Source organism: Halomonas denitrificans (assembly GCA_019800895.1).
Classification (GTDB): domain Bacteria; phylum Pseudomonadota; class Gammaproteobacteria; order Xanthomonadales; family Wenzhouxiangellaceae.
In genome coordinates, this window is record JAHVKF010000001.1 from 340918 (window position 1) to 357360 (window position 16443).

Below are 16443 nucleotides of genomic sequence, written 5' to 3' on the forward strand. Positions count from 1 at the left end.
GAATCACCTACCAGCTGCGTAGTAGGGGGATCGAACCCTTACTGAACCATTCCTCTTGTCTTCTTTCTCCGTATATCTGACCGCTGCGGTCATATAATCGGGAAATGGCTTTGACACGTTTTCGCCTTCGTGGGCTCCACTCAGTGAGTCGATCAAAGCTCGCCCCAGCACTTTCCCCAACGGAGGTGGGACGGCATTGCCAATTTGTCTATACCGTGCAGCTCTACTACCTGTAAAAACCCATTCACTCGGAAAACCCTGTAATGCAGCGGCCTCTGCTACGGTAATTCGACGCAATCGATTTCGAGTATCCCAGATCCAATCTTGCGACGAAGACGCAGTCACAGTTCGGGCCGGCAGATTTTGATCTGCCACAAATGCGCCCTGCTTGTAGCCCCAATGCCCCCCAGGCCGTGTCGGCTCTTTGACCCCTCTACTCTTAAGTCCAGTTCCGGGTTTAAGCTCTGAAAGCTGCTTAAATAGTGAGGCGCTAGGTTGGACTAGCATTTCGTTCTCGGGCTCCATGATGTCTTGGAGTGCAGCCGCCATCGTGACCCACGGCGGAAGACCATCACGTTCGTCCTTAGAGTGCGAAGGCGTGGGAAACTCAGGAGGTGGCTCTTCAAGAGAAGCAAGCATGAAAAGGCGAACTCTTCTCTGAGGTACGCCAAAGTCGGCCGCGTTAAGCACCGAAAAATTTGTGCGGTATCCTATACGCTCAAACGACAAGCGCACCAAATTAAGGGCCTCCCCTGGGATTCCACCGGGCCCCCGGGCAGTGACCAGTCCGCGGACGTTTTCGAACAGTATCCTACGAGGCTTAATCTCGTCAGCGATTCTCACAAAGTCTTCAAACAAGCGTCCCCTAGAGTCAGCAACAGACCGCTGAGCACCCGCGGAGCTAAATGGTTGGCAGGGAGGCCCTCCAACAAGAATATCAGGAGACTCGCCAAGCTCTTCTTTTAACGATAGGCCCGAAATATCTTCGTGACCAATCGTTGCGCCTTCCAAATACCGGCGTTTTCGCTTCGCGTTGATTCGTATGCCAGCAAGTTGATTAGCTCGCAGCGTCTCGACACACGACCCATCAAAATCGGAGGCTCGAATCAACTCAAAGCCTGCCTGCTCAAGACCAATGTCAAGTCCACCTGCACCAGAAAACAAAGATACTGCTTTGAACACTTCAGCCACCAGAACGCTGCCAGTTCATCCACATTTCGAATAGCCGCAGGCCAAGCAGGTTTGACACCCATCCAGCAGCACCAGCGCCTTCGTATTGCACTTGTGGCACAGCGTCGCGGAGGCCGGGTAGTCTTCGCCGTCGGCGGTTGCGGGTGCCGAGGCGTCGACGACTGCGCCGCCGCTTTCGCGCGCTTCGAGTTCGGCGCGCTTTTCCTTCAGCATCAGCTGCTGCTGCTCGGACAGCTCGTCCGGCTCGAGCAGGCCGATGCGCTTGAGGTGGACTTCGACCACGGCGCCGATGTCGGCGACGATGGAGGGGACGAAGCGGCCGCCGGGCTTGAAGTAGCCGCCCTTGGGGTCGAACACGGCCTGGAGCTCCTCGCACAGGAAGGTGACGTCACCGCCCTTCCGGAACACGGCGGACATGACGCGGGTCAGGGCCACGATCCACTGGAAGTGGTCCATGTTCTTGGAGTTGATGAAGATCTCGAAGGGCCGGCGCTGCTCGTGCTCGGTGCCGGCGTTGAGCACGATGTCGTTGATCGTGACGTACATCGCGTGGTCGTCGAGCGGGGTCCGGATCTTGTAGGTGGCGCCTTCGAGGCACTCCATGCCTTCCGGGCGCTCGAGCTTCTCGTGCATCCGGATGATGTCAGCGGACTTGCCGCGACCGGCGCGACCACCGTCCTCCTTGACCGCCTCGGCGGGCGGGGCCTCTTCGGCCTTGCTCTTGTCCTTGACCTGGTACCCCACGATCTTCTTGCTGATCTTGACCGTCATTCTGCGTTCTCCTACCCCGGGTCTCTGCCCGTTCCGCTGATTCGGCGCCTGGTGCGCCTCGTTGAATTCGTTTCGTGCCGGCGGGAATCCGTAGCGTTCCCGACGGCGACTCTGCTGCTCCCGGAGGCGCGCGGCGTTCCGGGGGTGCTTGCTGGCTTCAGTGGAAACCGGCAAGAAGGTCACTGGATCCCGGATCAAGTCCGGGACGACAGGCCTTTTGTCTGGATCCCGGACCGAGTCCGGGACGTTGGATCCAGTCTCCTAGTGCCGGGTCTGTTCTTCCGGCTTGCGTTCGCGGTCGACCTCGATGATCCGAAGTCCGCCGATGCCACGCCCCGAGGGGCCCCACTCCTTGCACTTGTCCGCCCGGCTCCGCTTGATCCGCTTCTGCCGGGACTTCGCTCGATCGCTCAACCACCGCTCCCGCCCGGTTCCGGGCTCACGTTGCACACGATCCTGCTCTTGCTCCTGCTCTCAAATCAAAGACACTGGATCCCGGGTCAAGCCCGGGACGACAGATAAACCTTTCCCGGGCTCACGTTGCACACGATCCTGCTCTGCGTTCCTTTTTTCTGTTCAACCCTTCAGTTCAAAGTCGCTGGGTCCCGGCTCAAGGCCGGGATGACAGAAAAATACTCGCACCGGGACCTTGCTCTGAACGGTCCTGCTCAGCGTCGTTTTTATCTTTCCCCATCGGGACCCAGTTTTGGCTGCGTGGCACAGTCAGGCGTTCGCAGGCAAGGCTTTGCAAGTCATCGGACACCGGAGCGCACTGAAGTGCGTGAGGATGCCGGTGGCGAAGCAAAACGCCGCATGCGGGCGCCTGGCGACGCCACGCAGTTAAAACTTGCCGTAGTAGCCTTCCTTGAGCGCATCAAACAGGTTGGCCGCCGTATGCATCTCGCCGTCGTACTCGACCTCTTCGTTGCCCTTCAGCTCGATCTGCTCGCCGCCCTCCAGCTCGAACACGTAGGTGGTGTTCTCCAGGTCCTTCTCCGTGACGAGCACGCCCTGGAAGGCTTCCGGGTTGAAGCGGAAGGTGGTGCAGCCCTTCAGGCCCTGCTCCCACGCGAACAGGTAGATGTCCTTGAAGTCCTCGTAGGGATAGTCGGTCGGCACGTTGGCGGTCTTGGAGATGCTCGAGTCCACCCACTTCTGCGCCGCGGCCTGGATCGAGACGTGCTCCTTCGGCGTGATCGTCTCGGCGGTCAGGAAGTAGTCCGGCAGCTGTTCTTCCGGGTCGTCGGAGAACGGCATGGCCTTCGGGTTGACCAGCGTGCGGTAGGCCAGCAGTTCGTAGGAATAGACGCTGACCTTTTCCTTCGACTTGCGGCCCTCGCGGATCACGTTGCGGTTGTAGTGGTGCGCGAAGCTCGGCTCGATGCCGTTCGAGGCGTTGTTGGCCAGCGAGAGCGAAATGGTGCCGGTCGGCGCGATCGAGGTGTGGTGGGTGAAGCGCGCGCCGGTCTCGGCGAGGCGGTCGACCAGCTCGGGGGCCACTTCGGCCACCTTCTGCATGTAGCGGCTGTAGCGCGCGTGCAGCACCTTGCCGGGCACGCGATCGCCGACCTTGTAGCCGTCCTTCGCCATCTCGGGGCGCTTGCGCAGCATCTCGGCGGTCACCTCGAACTCGTCGAGCATGATCGGCGCCGGTCCCTTCTCCTGCGCAAGCTCCAGGCCGGCCTCCCAACCGGCCACGGCCATCTCGCGGGCCACCTTCTCGGTAAAGTCCAGGGAATCGGGGTCGCCGTACTTCTTGCACAGCATGGTCAGCGTCGAGCCCAGGCCCAGGAAGCCCATGCCGTGGCGGCGCTTGTATTCGATTTCGCGGCGCTGCTGGCCCAGCGGCAGGCCGTTGACTTCGACCACGTTGTCCAGCATGCGGGTGAAGATCTTGACCGCCTTGCGGTACTCGTCCCAGTTGAACGAGGCCTCGTCGGTAAAGGGTTTTTCGACGAAGCGGGTCAGGTTGACCGAGCCCAGCAGGCAGGCGCCGTAGGGCGGCAGCGGCTGCTCGCCGCAGGGGTTGGTCGCGCGGATGGTCTCGACGAACCAGTTGTTGTTCTGCTCGTTGATCCGGTCGACCAGGATGAAGCCCGGCTCGGCGTAGTCGTAGGTCGACGACATGATCATGTTCCACAGGCGCTTGGCCGGGACGGTCTTGTAGACCTTGCAGGCGACCAGGCCTTCCTCGTTGGACACGTAGCCCGACTGGATCGGCCACTCGCGCCAGATCACCTGCTTCGGGTCGTCCAGGTCCAGCTCGTCGGCTTCGGTTTCGAGCACCGGGAAGACCAGCGGCCAGTCGGCCTCGTCCTGCACGGCGCGGATGAAGTCGTCGGTGATCAGCAGCGAGCAGTTGAACTGGCGCAGGACGCCGTTCTCGCGCTTGGCACGGATGAAGTCCATGACGTCCGGGTGCGAGACATCGAAAGTGGCCATCTGCGCGCCGCGCCGGCCGCCGGCAGAGCTCACGGTGAAGCACATCTTGTCGTAGATGTCCATGAACGACATCGGGCCCGAAGTGTAGGCGCCGGCGCCGGACACGTAGGCGCCCTTCGGCCGCAGGGTCGAGAACTCGTAGCCGATGCCGCAGCCGGCCTTCAGCGTCAGCCCGGCCTCGTGGACCTTGCCGAGAATGTCGTTCATCGAGTCGCCGATCGTGCCCGACACGGTGCAGTTGATGGTCGAGGTGGCCGGCTTGTAGGCCTGGGCTCCGGCGTTGGACGTGATCCGCCCGGCCGGGATCACGCCGCGGCGCAGCGCCCACAGGAACTCCCGGTACCAGGTCTCCTTGGCGTCGGTCCCCTCTTCCGCATCGGCCAGCGCCCGCGCAACCCGCTTGTAGGTGTCATCGATCGTCTCGTCGATGATTTCTCCCGACTTGGACTTGAGACGATATTTCTTGTCCCAGATGTCCAGCGACGCTTCCTGGAATTCGATCTCCGGGAGCGCTGCGTTCAGTGCTTCAGCCGATACACTCATGCCTGCAACCTCTTGGAATTGTTCTCTACCCCGGCCTTGCGCCGAAGACTTATCCACAGCTTGTGAGCCGTTTTATCCACAAACCCTTGTGCGCTGGGCAAAATTTGCACACAAGATGTTGTGTTTCAGGGCTACGACGATACGCGCTCCGGTTCACACTTTCAAGAAGATTCTCCGTCGATTTTCGATGGGAACGACGCCTGATTCGAACGGAAAAGCCCAAGTGACTGATTCATCGGAATTCCCCGCCACGCCCCACCGGACCGTGCTGCCGGAGATCGTTCTGGTGGCCCCGGAAATCCCGCCGAACACCGGCAACATCCTGCGCCTGTGCGCCAACACCGGCGCCCGCCTGCACCTGGTCCGGCCGCTGGGATTCGCGCTCGACGATCGCCGCCTCCGCCGGGCCGGGCTGGACCACGTGGAGCGCGAACGGCTCGCCGTCCACGCGGATTTCGCCGCCTGCCGGCAGGCCCTGGGCACCCACCGCCGATGGCTGGCCGTGGAGACCGGCGGCGCGGTACGGTACGACCGGGTGGCGTATCGCGCGGACGACGTGCTGGTGTTCGGCTCCGAGACGAAGGGGCTGCCGGAAGGCGTGCTGGCCGAATTCGACGAGGATCGCCGGGTGCGGATTCCGCAGCGCCCCGGCTCGCGAAGCCTGAATCTCTCCAACTCGGTTGCCGTCGCGATCTACGAGGCGTGGCGACAGCTGGGGTTCGAAGGCGCGGACTAGCCGCAGACCGGCGAGGGGATCAAGGGCCCGGGCGTCAGAGGCGAAATGTGTGCGCAAGCCTCGCTCGCGAGTCAGGAGCCCGGGCCGCCTCCCAGACCTGCACGAAGCTCGTCCAGCGATGCCTGGTCCTCGGACGTCCAGCCCTCACCGACCAGTTCCCGGCGACGTTCGGCCAGCTGGACGGCGCGCGCGGGGTCCGATTCAGCGAGACGGCGGGCGAGGAAGTCCAGCGCGCTGGCGCTGTTCTCCGCATGCGGCTCGAGTTCGGCGACCAGAGTATCGATGTCCGGGGCGCCGGGATCGACCCCGAGCAGCAGCAGACCCAGCTGGCCAGCGGAATCCACGGTCTCGATCGGCGCGTTGCCCTCACGCGTCAATCGATAGGCCTCGCGCTGCGCGTTCACAGCGCCCTGGAGGTCGCCCCGGCCTTCGGCCAGCAGAGCGCGCGCCCGGGCGATCTGCGGTCGTAGGCGATCGAGTTCGGAGCCGTCCAGGCGGTCCGTCGCCTCCTGCAGCTGCTGCTCCGCCTCGTCGAATCGATCGGCGGCGATCAGGGCCTCGACCAGGGCAATCCGCGCCCGCTCGGCGCCGGGTGCCTGGTCGATGTCGAGGTACAGGTCCCGGGCGCGTTCGAACAGGCTGGCTGCCTGAGCTGCCCGATCGCGGTCGAGTTCCGCACGCCCCTGCTGGAGCAGGGCGAATGCCTGGTTGGTCGGGCTGCCCAACTCGATCGCACGCGCATGGGCTTCGGCCGCCCGAGCAACCGCATCCTCGAGCCGACCGATTCGCCGAAGAACGGAGGAGAGGTTTGCCAAGGCCTGGATCTCCAGGTTCGGGCTCTGGTACTCACGCGCCGTATCCAACACTCTCTGCTCGTAGGCGAGCGCCTGCGACCACTGCCCACGGGCCATCTCGACATCACCGATCACGAGTAGCGTCATGGCGACTTCAAGCGGCAGTTCGAGCGTCTGACGGATGTCCAGCGAAGCAAGCAAGGTGCGTTCGGCATCGTCGAAACGGCCCTGGTCGACCTGCAACGTTCCGATGTTCTTCAATGCGGTGGCTTCATTGAAGCGGTCGCCGACGGCACGATAGTGGTCCAAGGCTTCGCCCATGAGCGCCTCGGCCTGCGAGAATTCGCCGCGCGTTGCGGCCAGGATGCCGAGGTTCGACTTGGCATTCGCGACGTAGTCCTCGTTGCCCAGTTCGGCAAAGGCTTCGAGCGACTTTCGGTACATCGCCTCCGCCGTCGCCTTGTCGCCGCGCCGCCACGCCAGGGTGCCCGACACCGATTGCACGCTGGCGAGCATGCCGCGATCCCCCTGCGCCTCCGCCTCTTCCGTCAGTTCCCGGTGCAGACGCTCCGTGTAGTCCCAGTCGCCGAGCCGGCGGGTGACCAGGGCCAGGTGGTACTTCGCATCGAGGAGGTCGGGCGCGGCCGCGAGCACCGTGTCGAAGAAGCGCGCGGCCTCCTCCCAGCGGCCGCGCAGGCGCGCATCGAGGCCGCGGGCAAAGGCTTCGTTGACGAACGGATCGTCGGTGACCAGGCCGCGCCGCGCCCGCTCGGAACCCTGCCAGCGCGACAGGGATTCCGACAGCGTCGTCCCGGCGGCCACGGCCAGCACGGCCACGTCGGCGCCCTGCAGGTCGAGGTCGTAGCGCTCGGTCGTCCCGTCGGCGCTGCGCAGCGAGAAGCGGTAGCCGCCGTCGGCCAGCTCCAGCTGCGGCACCAGAACGCGGTCCGCCCGCGTGTTCAGCTTCAGCACGCGCGCCTGCGCCGCCGGATCCTCGGCGTCCGGATAGCGACGCAGCGTCGACAGCACCTGCGAGGTCTGCACCCGTTGCACGCCGCCCTGCTCCAGCGCACGGTCGAGCAGCGGCAGCACGCCGAGTTCCACCCAGTCGAGCCGTGCATCGCCGGTCCGGTTGTCGACCGGCAGGACCGCGATGCGAAGCGTCTCCTCGTCCGGCGTCTGCAGCCGGGTCCAGGACAGGACCAGGAGCGCGACCAGCGCCGTGGCGAGCAGCGGCAGTCCGATCCGCCGACCCCAACTCGGGCCGCGACGGTGAGGCGAGAACGGAGACGATGACGACGCCGACTGCGCCAGGGGCGCCGAACGACCGCCGGTCTCGATCGTTTCCACCGGCGCGGTGAAGCGGTAGCCGACGCCGTAGACCGTGGCCACCCACTGGTCCGGCTCTCCGCCGAGCGCCTTGCGAACGCGACTGGCCGCCTGGGCCACCGTCGATTCGGACACCGGGCGCGAGTGCCAGACCTCGCGCAGCAGCTCGTCCTTGTCCACGACGCGATCCGCGTTGCGCATCAAGTGGACCAGCAGGTCGAAGGCGCGCCGTTCGATCGTGACCGGCTCGCCGTCGAGGCGCAGTTCGCGCGCACCCGGATCGACCTCGATGCCGTTCGAGCGCAGCAGGGCCGGCTCGGGCGACGTGTCGTGGTCGATGGGAGTGCTCTCGTCCGTCATGCCCCGCTCTGTCCGCCCGGAAGTCGTCGAAATGCCATGCCGTCAGGGGTCGGTCACGCTGCCGTCAAGATTCGATAGGCCTGCGGTTTCAGGATAGTACGCCATGAAGACACAGCCCGTCACGACCCACCACGAACCGCGCCCCGGCAATCTCCGCCGGGCCACTCCTCCCGTCCGGCCGGCGTCCGATCCGGGCCCTCGAGATCGATGGGCGCCGGCCGGCTGGGTCCTTGCCGTTCTCGTCGGCGGGTTGCTCTGCACCGCGGCGCTGGCCGGCAGCAACCTGCTCGACAATCCCGGTTTCGAAGCGGGCATCGCACCCTGGGTGGCCTGGGGCGATGCATCGATCGCGCAGACCGACCAGGTCGTCCACTCCGGCCAGTACGCCGCCGAGGTCACCGGCCGCACGGCCGAGTGGCAGGGCGCGGTGCAGGCCATCCCGGTCGGGCTGCTCGAGCCGGGCCGGAGCTACCGCGTGCGGGCCTGGGCACGAATCGCAGGGGCCGCGACCGCGCCGCTGGCCATGACCATCGCCCGCGAAGACGGCGACGGATTGACCTTTCCGCGCGTTCTCGACGCGGACGGCTTCGACGACCGCTGGGTCGAGCTCGACGAGGTCTATACACATGAAGTCACCGGCACCCTGACCCGCTTCGACTTCTACGTCCACGGCCCCGGGCCGGGCATCGACCTGCTGGTCGACGACCTGAGCTTCGAGCCGCTGCCGCTCGATTGGCAGTCCGAGGCCGATGCACGCATCGAGTCCCTGCGCAAGCGCGACCTGGAAATTCTCGTCGTCGACGGCCAGGGCCAGCCGGTCGCCAGCGCCCAGGTCGACATCGAACAGCTCGAGCGCGGCTTTCCGATCGGCACGGTGATGGCCGCGGGGCCGCTGGACACCGAGCCGCAGTACCGCGACTACATCACGCAGCACTTCAACTGGACCGTGCACGAGAACGCGATCAAGTGGTACGCCACGGAGCCGGTCCAGGGCCAGGTCGACTACACCACCGCGGACACGATGCTCGAATGGGCCGAGTCCGAGGGCCTGGAAGTCCGCGGTCACACGATCTTCTGGGCGCCGGAGCAGTGGCAGCCGAACTGGGTGCCGGGCCTCGACGACGCGACGCTGGCCGCCGAGGTCGACGACCGGCTCGAAGACCTGGTCAGCCGCTACGCGGGGCGCTTCCGCCACTGGGACGTCAACAACGAGATGCTGGCCGGCTCCTTCTACCAGGATCGCCTCGGCCCCGACATCCGGCGCTGGATGTTCGAGCGCACGCGTGAACTCGACCCGTCGGCCGAGCTGTTCGTCAACGACTTCAACGTGGTCTCGTCCTCGTCCAAGACCGATCGCTACGTGCGCTTCATCCAGGACTTCGATGCCGCCGGCATCCCGGTCGACGCGATCGGCGCCCAGGGCCACTTCACCGACGTCGACCCGTGGGGCGTCAAGGTCCGTCTCGACAAGCTGGGCGCCCTGGGCAAGCCGGTCTGGATCACCGAGTTCGACGTCGTCCAGGCCGACGAGAACGACCACGCGGACGCGCTCGAGGACTTCTTCCGCATGGCCTACAGCCACCCGGCCGTCGAGGGCATCGTGCTGTGGGGCTTCTGGGCCGGCTCCCACTGGCGCGGCCCCGACGCAGCCCTGATCGATCTGGATTGGACCGTCAACGCCGCCGGCCAGCGCTTCGAGGCCCTGATGGCCGAATGGTGGAGCGACGAGACGGTGACCACCGACCTCGCCGGTGCGGCCGATGCGCGCGTGTTCCACGGCACGTACCGGATCGACGTCACGGCCGCGGGCTTCCCGGCCCGGGAGTTGACCGTCGGCGTCCCGGCAGACAGCGGGCCGCTGCAGATCACCGTCGACCTCGATGTGCTGCACACCGACGGATTCGAGTCGCTTCCCTGACCACCACCGCCCGCGCTTCGGTTTACTACCCCAAGGAGAGCTGCACATGAACACCGCACTTCCGCGAAGCATCGTCTTTGCCGCCGGCACGGCCGTGGCGACGCTTGCGCAGGCGGGTCCGACTCCGGAACCGCTCGATTTCGATCCGACGTTCGCCGGGGATGGAAGGCTGATCCTGGAACCGGGCACCCGAGCGCAAGCCCGCGCCGGCGTGATCGACGACACGGGCGAAATCCTGTTGTTCGGCCAATCGGATGACGGCAGCGCCAGCGCTCGCGAAGCCATCTTCCAGCGCATCTTCGCCGACGGCACCCCCGGAGCGCTCGAGCGCTTCGATGCGCAATGGCCAGGCTGTCAAGTGCCCCGGTCCTTTCTTACCGGCATCCGGCTGAGCAACGGCGACTATCTCGGCGCTGGCTATGTGCAGGAGGGATGCAGCGGCCGGCCTCGGCTCTTCAACGCGCTCCAGCTCGCGCCTTCCGGAGGACTGGTCGAAGAATTCGACCGCGTGCCCTTCGACAACCAGCGCGCGTATATCCGTGCGCTGGGCGAGCAGTCCGACGGCAGCATCATCGCGGTCGGGTTCACGGAAGGGCCGGCCCTCGGCAACGAGGCCTTCGACGTCTCGGTCGCGCGCTTTACCCCTGCTGGCGTACTCGACCCCACCTTCGGCTCCGGCGGGACCTTCACCTTCGACCGCGCCGGCGATGAGGACCAGGCCTTCGACGTCGTCGTCGACCCGGCCGATCGGATCCTGGTCGCCGGTCGTTCGCGGTTATCTCAGGGCGATCAGGACATGTTGGTCCTCCGCCTCGAGCCGGACGGGGCGCTGGACTCGACCTTCGACGGCGACGGTGTCTGGACTTACGACGGCGGTGGAGGCCTTGACGAATTCGCGGCGTCGATCGATCTGGCAGGGGGTGGACGAATCCTGATCGGCGGCACCGCGTTCAAGGCGGTCGACCGGCGCGAGGCGACGATCGTGGCCCTGACCGAAAACGGCGCGTTGGATACGGGTTTCGGAAACGGCGGGCTCGTTTCCCTTGCGCTCGGCAACACCGAATCCTCGATCAACGACATCCTGTATGACGCCTGGCGCATCTACGTGGCCGGTTGGAGCCGCCCGGTCGGCGGTCAACGCACCGACATCGATGCCGCCGTCACCGTGCTGAGGTCGACCGGCGCGCCGAACACGATGTTCAACGGCGGCGAGGCGATCGTCTTCGCGTTCGATCCGGCGCTGGGTCCCCAGTTCGACCTCATTCAGACCGTCGACGTCAGCGGCGACGGCCAGCAGATCCTCGTTACTGGCTATACGGAAAACGAAGCGCTCGACAGGAACCGCATTGCTGTAGTGCGACTGGTCGGGCGGGAAAACGCCTTGTTCATCGACGGCTTCGAGGGAGGCGGACCGTGAAACGCGCAGCCTTCGTGCTTTGCCTCGCGCTCGGGGTCGCGCTGGCAGCTCCGGCATCGGGCGACCAGCTCCGCGGCCGGTTCAGCAACCTCGCCGCGCTCGATGCACGGCTCGACATCCGCATCCGTTTCTACGACCGCAGCATGGACACGCCGCTGGCCGAACGTCGCTATCGGGCCGTCGACCTCGACGACGGCGCGTTCGAACTTCCGGTCGACGCATCGCAGATTCCGATGAGCGCGCGCATCGTCGAAGTCGCGATCCGCCCGCATGCACGCCCTTATGCAGCGTTCCAGCCGGTCCCGCCCCGCCGGCCCCTGGTCCGCGCCGATGCGGGCGCCCGCTTCGCATCGCGTCCTGGCATCGGCGCGTTCGGCGCCCGGGCGCCCGTTCACTCTTCCTTTCCCGGAGTGCAACCATGAACTCGATTCGCCGCATGCTGGCAGTCCTCGTCTACTTCGCCTCCATCGGCGCTGCAGCACAGTCCGCGTCCTTCACCTACCAGGGCCAGCTCCGCGACGCCGGCCAGCCCTTCACCGGCATCGCCGACCTCGAATTCCGGCTCTACGACGAGTTGACCGGTGGAACCCAGATCGGCAGCGTGCAGGCGCGGGGCCAGTGGCCCGTCGAGGACGGCCTGTTCCAGGTCGAGCTGAACTTCGGCGGAGGAGCCTTCGACGGCAGCGACCGGTTCCTCGAGATCACCGTCGACGGCGCCCCGCTGAGCCCGAGGCAGAAGATCACGGCCACGCCGTATGCGCTGCTGGCGACCGGATTGGCTGCGGGATCCGTCGGCGGCGGGAGCGTCGATCCAACCGCAGTGCAGCTTCGCGTTACCGGAACCTGCCCGCCGGGCCAGTACATCGCGCAGGTTCTACAGTCCGGCAACGTGGTCTGCGAGGTCGACCAGGATTCGGGCGGGACCGCCTGGAACCTGGGCGGGAACGCCGGGCTTTCCGCCGGCGCCTACCTCGGCACGGCGGACGCGACCCCGATGAACATCCGGGTCGACGGCAAGCGAGCGATGCGCTACGAGTGGGGCTTCAGCAGCAGCGGCGCGCCGAACATCATCGGCGGAGTGGACGCGAACTCGATTCCTGACACCAACGAAGCTTCAGTGATCGCCGGCGGCGGGTTGGCCGGCGCACCGAACTCCATCGTCGGCAACGGCAGCGCCATCGGTGGCGGTATCGGAAATGTCGTCGACGGAAACTGGTCCGTGATCCCCGGGGGCCGATCGAACCAGGTCGACGGCAACGACAGCGTCGCCATGGGGCGAGGTGCGCAGGCCAACCACTCCAACGTCTTCGTCTGGAACGACGGGGGCTCGTTCGCATCCACGGGACCGGACCAGTTCCTGATCGACGCCGCCGGCGGTGTCGGAATCGGAACGAACAATCCGAGCGATCAGCTGCACATCTCCATTCCTTCGGGTGACGCGATGCGTGTGCAGATCGGAGGACAGACGCGATTCCGCATCCACGACAACGGCGGAATCTCGGTCGGCGTGAATTCCGGACCCCCGGCAAATGGATTACTCGTAAATGGCGATATTCGGTACTCGCAACCGCGGACTCGATGGCTGATGCTGAGTTCCGGCTCCTTTGTGCAGGGCTTTGGGAGCGCTTCTTCCTATGACTTCAGCCATAACTTCGGTGGATTGACCCTGAATGAACCTGCATTCTGTTCGATTGGCGCGAACAGCTTCCGCGGCGCGGTGCAAATCCCCCATGGTGCGATTGTCCGCGTATTCCGCGCACACCTGACCGAGGACGATAGCGACGCGAACCTGCGGATCGAGCTACGAAGAGTGCGCGAGGATGGCGATTGGGACGATTTCATGGCATCCATTGTGACAGCGGGTGCGAACAGTTCACCCCGTGTTTTCGAGGATGCATCGATCGCTACTCCCGTCATCGATAACGAGAACTACGCCTATTTCGTAACGTTCTTCGGAGGGTGCAACCTGGGATCCACCACCCTCCACAGCATACGAATCGAATACGAGCTTCGAGATGTTCTTTGACGTACGGAACGACGCGGATGCTTACTTGCGGCGAGTGCGGCGCGATTTGCTGGCGTCCGCAAGCCTGGTTCTGATCATGTCCTCTCCAATCCTCGCCCAGAGTTTTTCGGTCGACTGGCACACGACCGACGGCGGCGGCGAAATCCTGTCCGAGTCGGATGACCAGCAATGGCAGCTCTCGGGCACGATCGGCCAGCCCGATGCAACGGAGCTGATCGACCTGGCCGGCAACGGATGGACGCTGACCGGCGGGTTCTGGGGTGTGAACATCGAAGAGACGGACCTCCTGTTCGAGGACAGCTACGAAGGGGTGGATGTGCCGGTGCGATAGGTTGCCGTGCCCTTTGGCTCGCGCAAAATTCAGGAACGTCGCTGGGTCCCGCATCAAGTGCGGGACGACAAACTACGGCTGGATGGACGCTGTCCGGTCGGTCCTGGGCTGTGAAATTCGGAGAGACCTCCTGTTCCGGGACACCTACGAAGGCGAGGAGGTGACTGCGAGGTGATCGAGTGCATGCGGCCCTCGCTCCCACAGGAAGCCCCGCCCTTCGCCCGCAAGCGGCCTCCCACAGGAACACCACGCCGTTCGAACTGATCGCCTGTTGGAGGGCGCTTGCGCGCGAATCGGTTCAGCTTCGCGTTCGGCTTCGAACTCAGGCCGGGCCGCTGTCTTCTTCGCGCGCGGCGTCGGGTTCGCGGCCGAGCACGGCGCGCGGATAGGAACCGAGAATCTTCACCATGCGCGCTTCGCCCTCGAGCTCACCGAGGACGCCGGAGAGCCGCTCGTCGGTGACGTGGCCGTCGACGTCGATGAAGAACACGTAGTCCCAGCGACCCTGGCGCGACGGGCGCGATTCGATGCGGTTCATGTTGACCCCGTGACGGGCCAGCGGTTCGAGCAGGTCGAGCAGCGCGCCGGGACCGTCGCGGCCGGCGACCATCAGCGTGGTCTTGTCGTCGCCCGACGGCTCGAGCAGGTCGCGGCCGAGCACGAGAAAGCGCGTGGTGTTGTCGACGTGGTCCTCGATGTTGCCGAACAGCACCGGCAGGCCGTAGACCTCGGCAGCATGACGCCCGGCAATCGCCGCGGCTTCCGGCCGCGTTCGAACGCGCCGGGCCGCCTCGGCGTTGCTGGACACGGCGACCAGCTCCGTCTTCGGCAGGTGCGCCCGCAGCCAGTGCTTGCACTGGGCCAGCGACTGGGCGTGGGCGTAGACGATTTCGATGTCGCCGAGCGACTTCGCCTGGGTCAGGAGGTGCTGGTGGATGCGCAGCTCGACCTCGGCACAGATCTTGACCTCAACGTTCAGGAACATGTCCAGCGTGTGGCTGACCATGCCCTGGGTCGAGTTCTCGACCGGCACGACGCCGAAGTCGGCCTCCCCGCTCTGCACCTGGAGGAACACGTCCTCGATGCTCTCGGCGGCGATCGCCTGGACCGAGTGGCCGAACTGGCGGTAGACCGCCTGCTGGGTGAACGTGCCTTCGGGGCCGAGGTAGGCGATCTTCATCGGCTCCTGCTGGGCCAGGCAGGCCGACATGATCTCGCGGAAGAGGCGCAGCATCACCGAGTCGGACAGCGGGCCGTCGTTGCGGTCAATGACGTTGCGCAACACCTGCGCCTCGCGATCCGGCCGGTAGTATTCCGCGCCGCGACCCAGGTCACCCTTGCTGGCACGGACCTCCAGCGCGAGCTTCGCGCGCTCGGAAATCGCGGCCTGGATCTTCGCGTCGAGCGCGTCGATACGCTCGCGGATCTCCGCGAGGCGGGCGGGATCGGGCTTGTCGGACGCTTCAGCCATGGCGACGCTCGAACTCGTGCATGAACTCGACCAGCGCGGTGACCGCGTCCGGCTCCACGGCATTGTAGAGGCTGGCCCGCAGGCCGCCAACCGCGCGGTGGCCCTTCAAGCCCGGCATCCCTTCGGCCTCGGCCTGCTCGACGAAGCGCATCGTCAGCGACTCGTCGGCCAGCACGAAGGGAACGTTCATCATCGAGCGTGCGTCCGGGTGAACCGAGTTGGCGTAGAACTCCGAGGCGTCGATCGCGGCGTAGAGGCGGTCGGCCTTGTCGCGGTTGCGTACGCCGATCGCGCCCAGCCCGCCGAGCGATTCGATCCAGTCGATCACCTCCAGCGCCACGTACCAGGCGAAGGTGCACGGGGTGTTCTTCATCGAGTCGGAATCGACCCAGGTGCGGTAGTCGAGGTAGCTCGGCAGGTCCTCGGGGATTCGCTCGAGCAGGTCGCGACGGACCAGCACCACCGTGAGCCCGGCCACGCCCAGGTTCTTCTGCGCGCCCGCGTACATCATGCCGAGGTCGGCGTAGGGGTACGGTCGCGACAGGAACTCGCTGGAAAGATCGGCCGCCAGCGGCACCGCCGCCGCGGGCGGCTCGGCGTACTGAACCCCGTGGATGGTCTCGTTGCCGGTGTAGTGCAGGTAGGCGGCGTCGGCCGGCAGGTGGCCGAGCTCGGGCAGGTCCCGATAGCCCTGGTCGGAGCCGCTGGCCACGAGGCGCGTCTCGACGATCCGCGCACTCTCGGCAAAGGCCTTCTCGCCCCAGTGACCGGTGATCGTGAACGCCGCGGTGCGATCGCGGGCGAAGTTCATCGGCAGCATCGCGAACTGCAGGTGCGCCCCGCCCTGCAGCAGCAGCACCGCGTGCTCGTCGCCGACGCCCATCAGGCGGCGCAGGCCGGCCTCGAGGCGCTCGGCCAGCGCCATGAACGGCTTGCCGCGATGCGAAATCTCGACCACCGACGGCGTGAAGTCCCCGTCCAGCGCGAAGGTCTCGGCCAGCTTCTCGCGCACCGGCCGCGGCAACGCGGACGGCCCGGCACTGAAATTGTGAATCGTCATCGTTACGGACGTCCTTGCTCAGGCGTCCAGTATGAAGCAGTAATTCGAGGAAAA

13 protein-coding genes are annotated in these 16443 nt (G+C 65.5%); 6 read left to right on the plus strand and 7 right to left on the minus strand.

The genetic code is table 11. The features are described from left to right. Positions 1 to 3 precede the first annotated feature (3 nt). The 4 genes from KUV67_01480 to KUV67_01495 all read right to left on the minus strand — a co-directional run bounded on the left by KUV67_01480 (position 4) and on the right by KUV67_01495 (position 4947). Positions 4 to 1191: a DNA cytosine methyltransferase gene (locus KUV67_01480; GenBank protein ID MBY6203539.1), complete on the minus strand. Its 1188-nt coding sequence runs from the start codon at positions 1189 to 1191 to the stop codon at positions 4 to 6. Positions 1192 to 1206: 15 nt separating this feature from the next. Further along, on the minus strand, positions 1207 to 1962 hold the full coding sequence (locus KUV67_01485) for an NrdJb (protein MBY6203540.1): 756 nt from the start codon (positions 1960 to 1962) through the stop codon (positions 1207 to 1209). 261 nt (positions 1963 to 2223) lie between these two features. Further along, on the minus strand, positions 2224 to 2376 hold the full coding sequence (locus tag KUV67_01490; GenBank protein ID MBY6203541.1) for a hypothetical protein: 153 nt from the start codon (positions 2374 to 2376) through the stop codon (positions 2224 to 2226). A 426-nt stretch (positions 2377 to 2802) separates the two neighbouring features. Further along, positions 2803 to 4947 carry an adenosylcobalamin-dependent ribonucleoside-diphosphate reductase gene (locus tag KUV67_01495; GenBank protein ID MBY6203542.1) on the minus strand — a complete coding sequence of 715 codons (2145 nt, stop codon included), beginning with the start codon at positions 4945 to 4947 and terminating at the stop codon, positions 2803 to 2805. 268 nt (positions 4948 to 5215) lie between these two features. Between KUV67_01495 and KUV67_01500 the strand changes: the two genes are divergently transcribed. Next, complete coding sequence (locus KUV67_01500) at positions 5216 to 5683, plus strand: tRNA (cytidine(34)-2'-O)-methyltransferase (GenBank protein MBY6203543.1); 468 nt, start codon at positions 5216 to 5218, stop codon at positions 5681 to 5683. Between the two features lie 71 nt (positions 5684 to 5754). On the opposite strand, the gene KUV67_01505 is transcribed toward KUV67_01500, so the two are convergent. After that, positions 5755 to 8166, minus strand: coding sequence for a tetratricopeptide repeat protein (locus tag KUV67_01505; protein ID MBY6203544.1), 2412 nt, complete (start codon positions 8164 to 8166; stop codon positions 5755 to 5757). Between the two features lie 103 nt (positions 8167 to 8269). Between KUV67_01505 and KUV67_01510 the strand changes: the two genes are divergently transcribed. The 5 genes from KUV67_01510 (at position 8270) to KUV67_01530 (ending at position 13858) form a co-directional block, all read left to right on the plus strand. After that, the gene (locus KUV67_01510; GenBank protein MBY6203545.1) at positions 8270 to 10084 is read left to right on the plus strand and encodes an endo-1,4-beta-xylanase; all 1815 of its coding nucleotides are present in this window, start codon (positions 8270 to 8272) and stop codon (positions 10082 to 10084) included. Between the two features lie 46 nt (positions 10085 to 10130). Next, positions 10131 to 11501, plus strand: coding sequence for a hypothetical protein (locus KUV67_01515; protein ID MBY6203546.1), 1371 nt, complete (start codon positions 10131 to 10133; stop codon positions 11499 to 11501). Beyond that, entirely contained in the window at positions 11498 to 11923 is a 426-nt protein-coding gene (locus KUV67_01520; GenBank protein MBY6203547.1) for a hypothetical protein, read from the plus strand. Before KUV67_01515 ends, KUV67_01520 begins: the two co-directional genes overlap by 4 nt. 152 nt (positions 11924 to 12075) lie before the next feature. After that, positions 12076 to 13527 carry a hypothetical protein gene (locus KUV67_01525; protein ID MBY6203548.1) on the plus strand — a complete coding sequence of 484 codons (1452 nt, stop codon included), beginning with the start codon at positions 12076 to 12078 and terminating at the stop codon, positions 13525 to 13527. Positions 13528 to 13603: 76 nt separating this feature from the next. Continuing rightward, positions 13604 to 13858, plus strand: coding sequence for a hypothetical protein (locus KUV67_01530; protein MBY6203549.1), 255 nt, complete (start codon positions 13604 to 13606; stop codon positions 13856 to 13858). Between the two features lie 322 nt (positions 13859 to 14180). Here KUV67_01530 and pheA read toward each other — a convergent pair whose 3' ends face one another. Both pheA and serC read right to left on the minus strand, forming a co-directional pair. After that, positions 14181 to 15329, minus strand: coding sequence for a prephenate dehydratase (gene pheA, locus KUV67_01535; protein MBY6203550.1), 1149 nt, complete (start codon positions 15327 to 15329; stop codon positions 14181 to 14183). Continuing rightward, a complete protein-coding gene (gene serC, locus KUV67_01540) occupies positions 15322 to 16389 on the minus strand; it encodes a 3-phosphoserine/phosphohydroxythreonine transaminase (protein MBY6203551.1) in 1068 nt (355 codons plus the stop codon). Before serC ends, pheA begins: the two co-directional genes overlap by 8 nt. Positions 16390 to 16443: the final 54 nt, after the last annotated feature.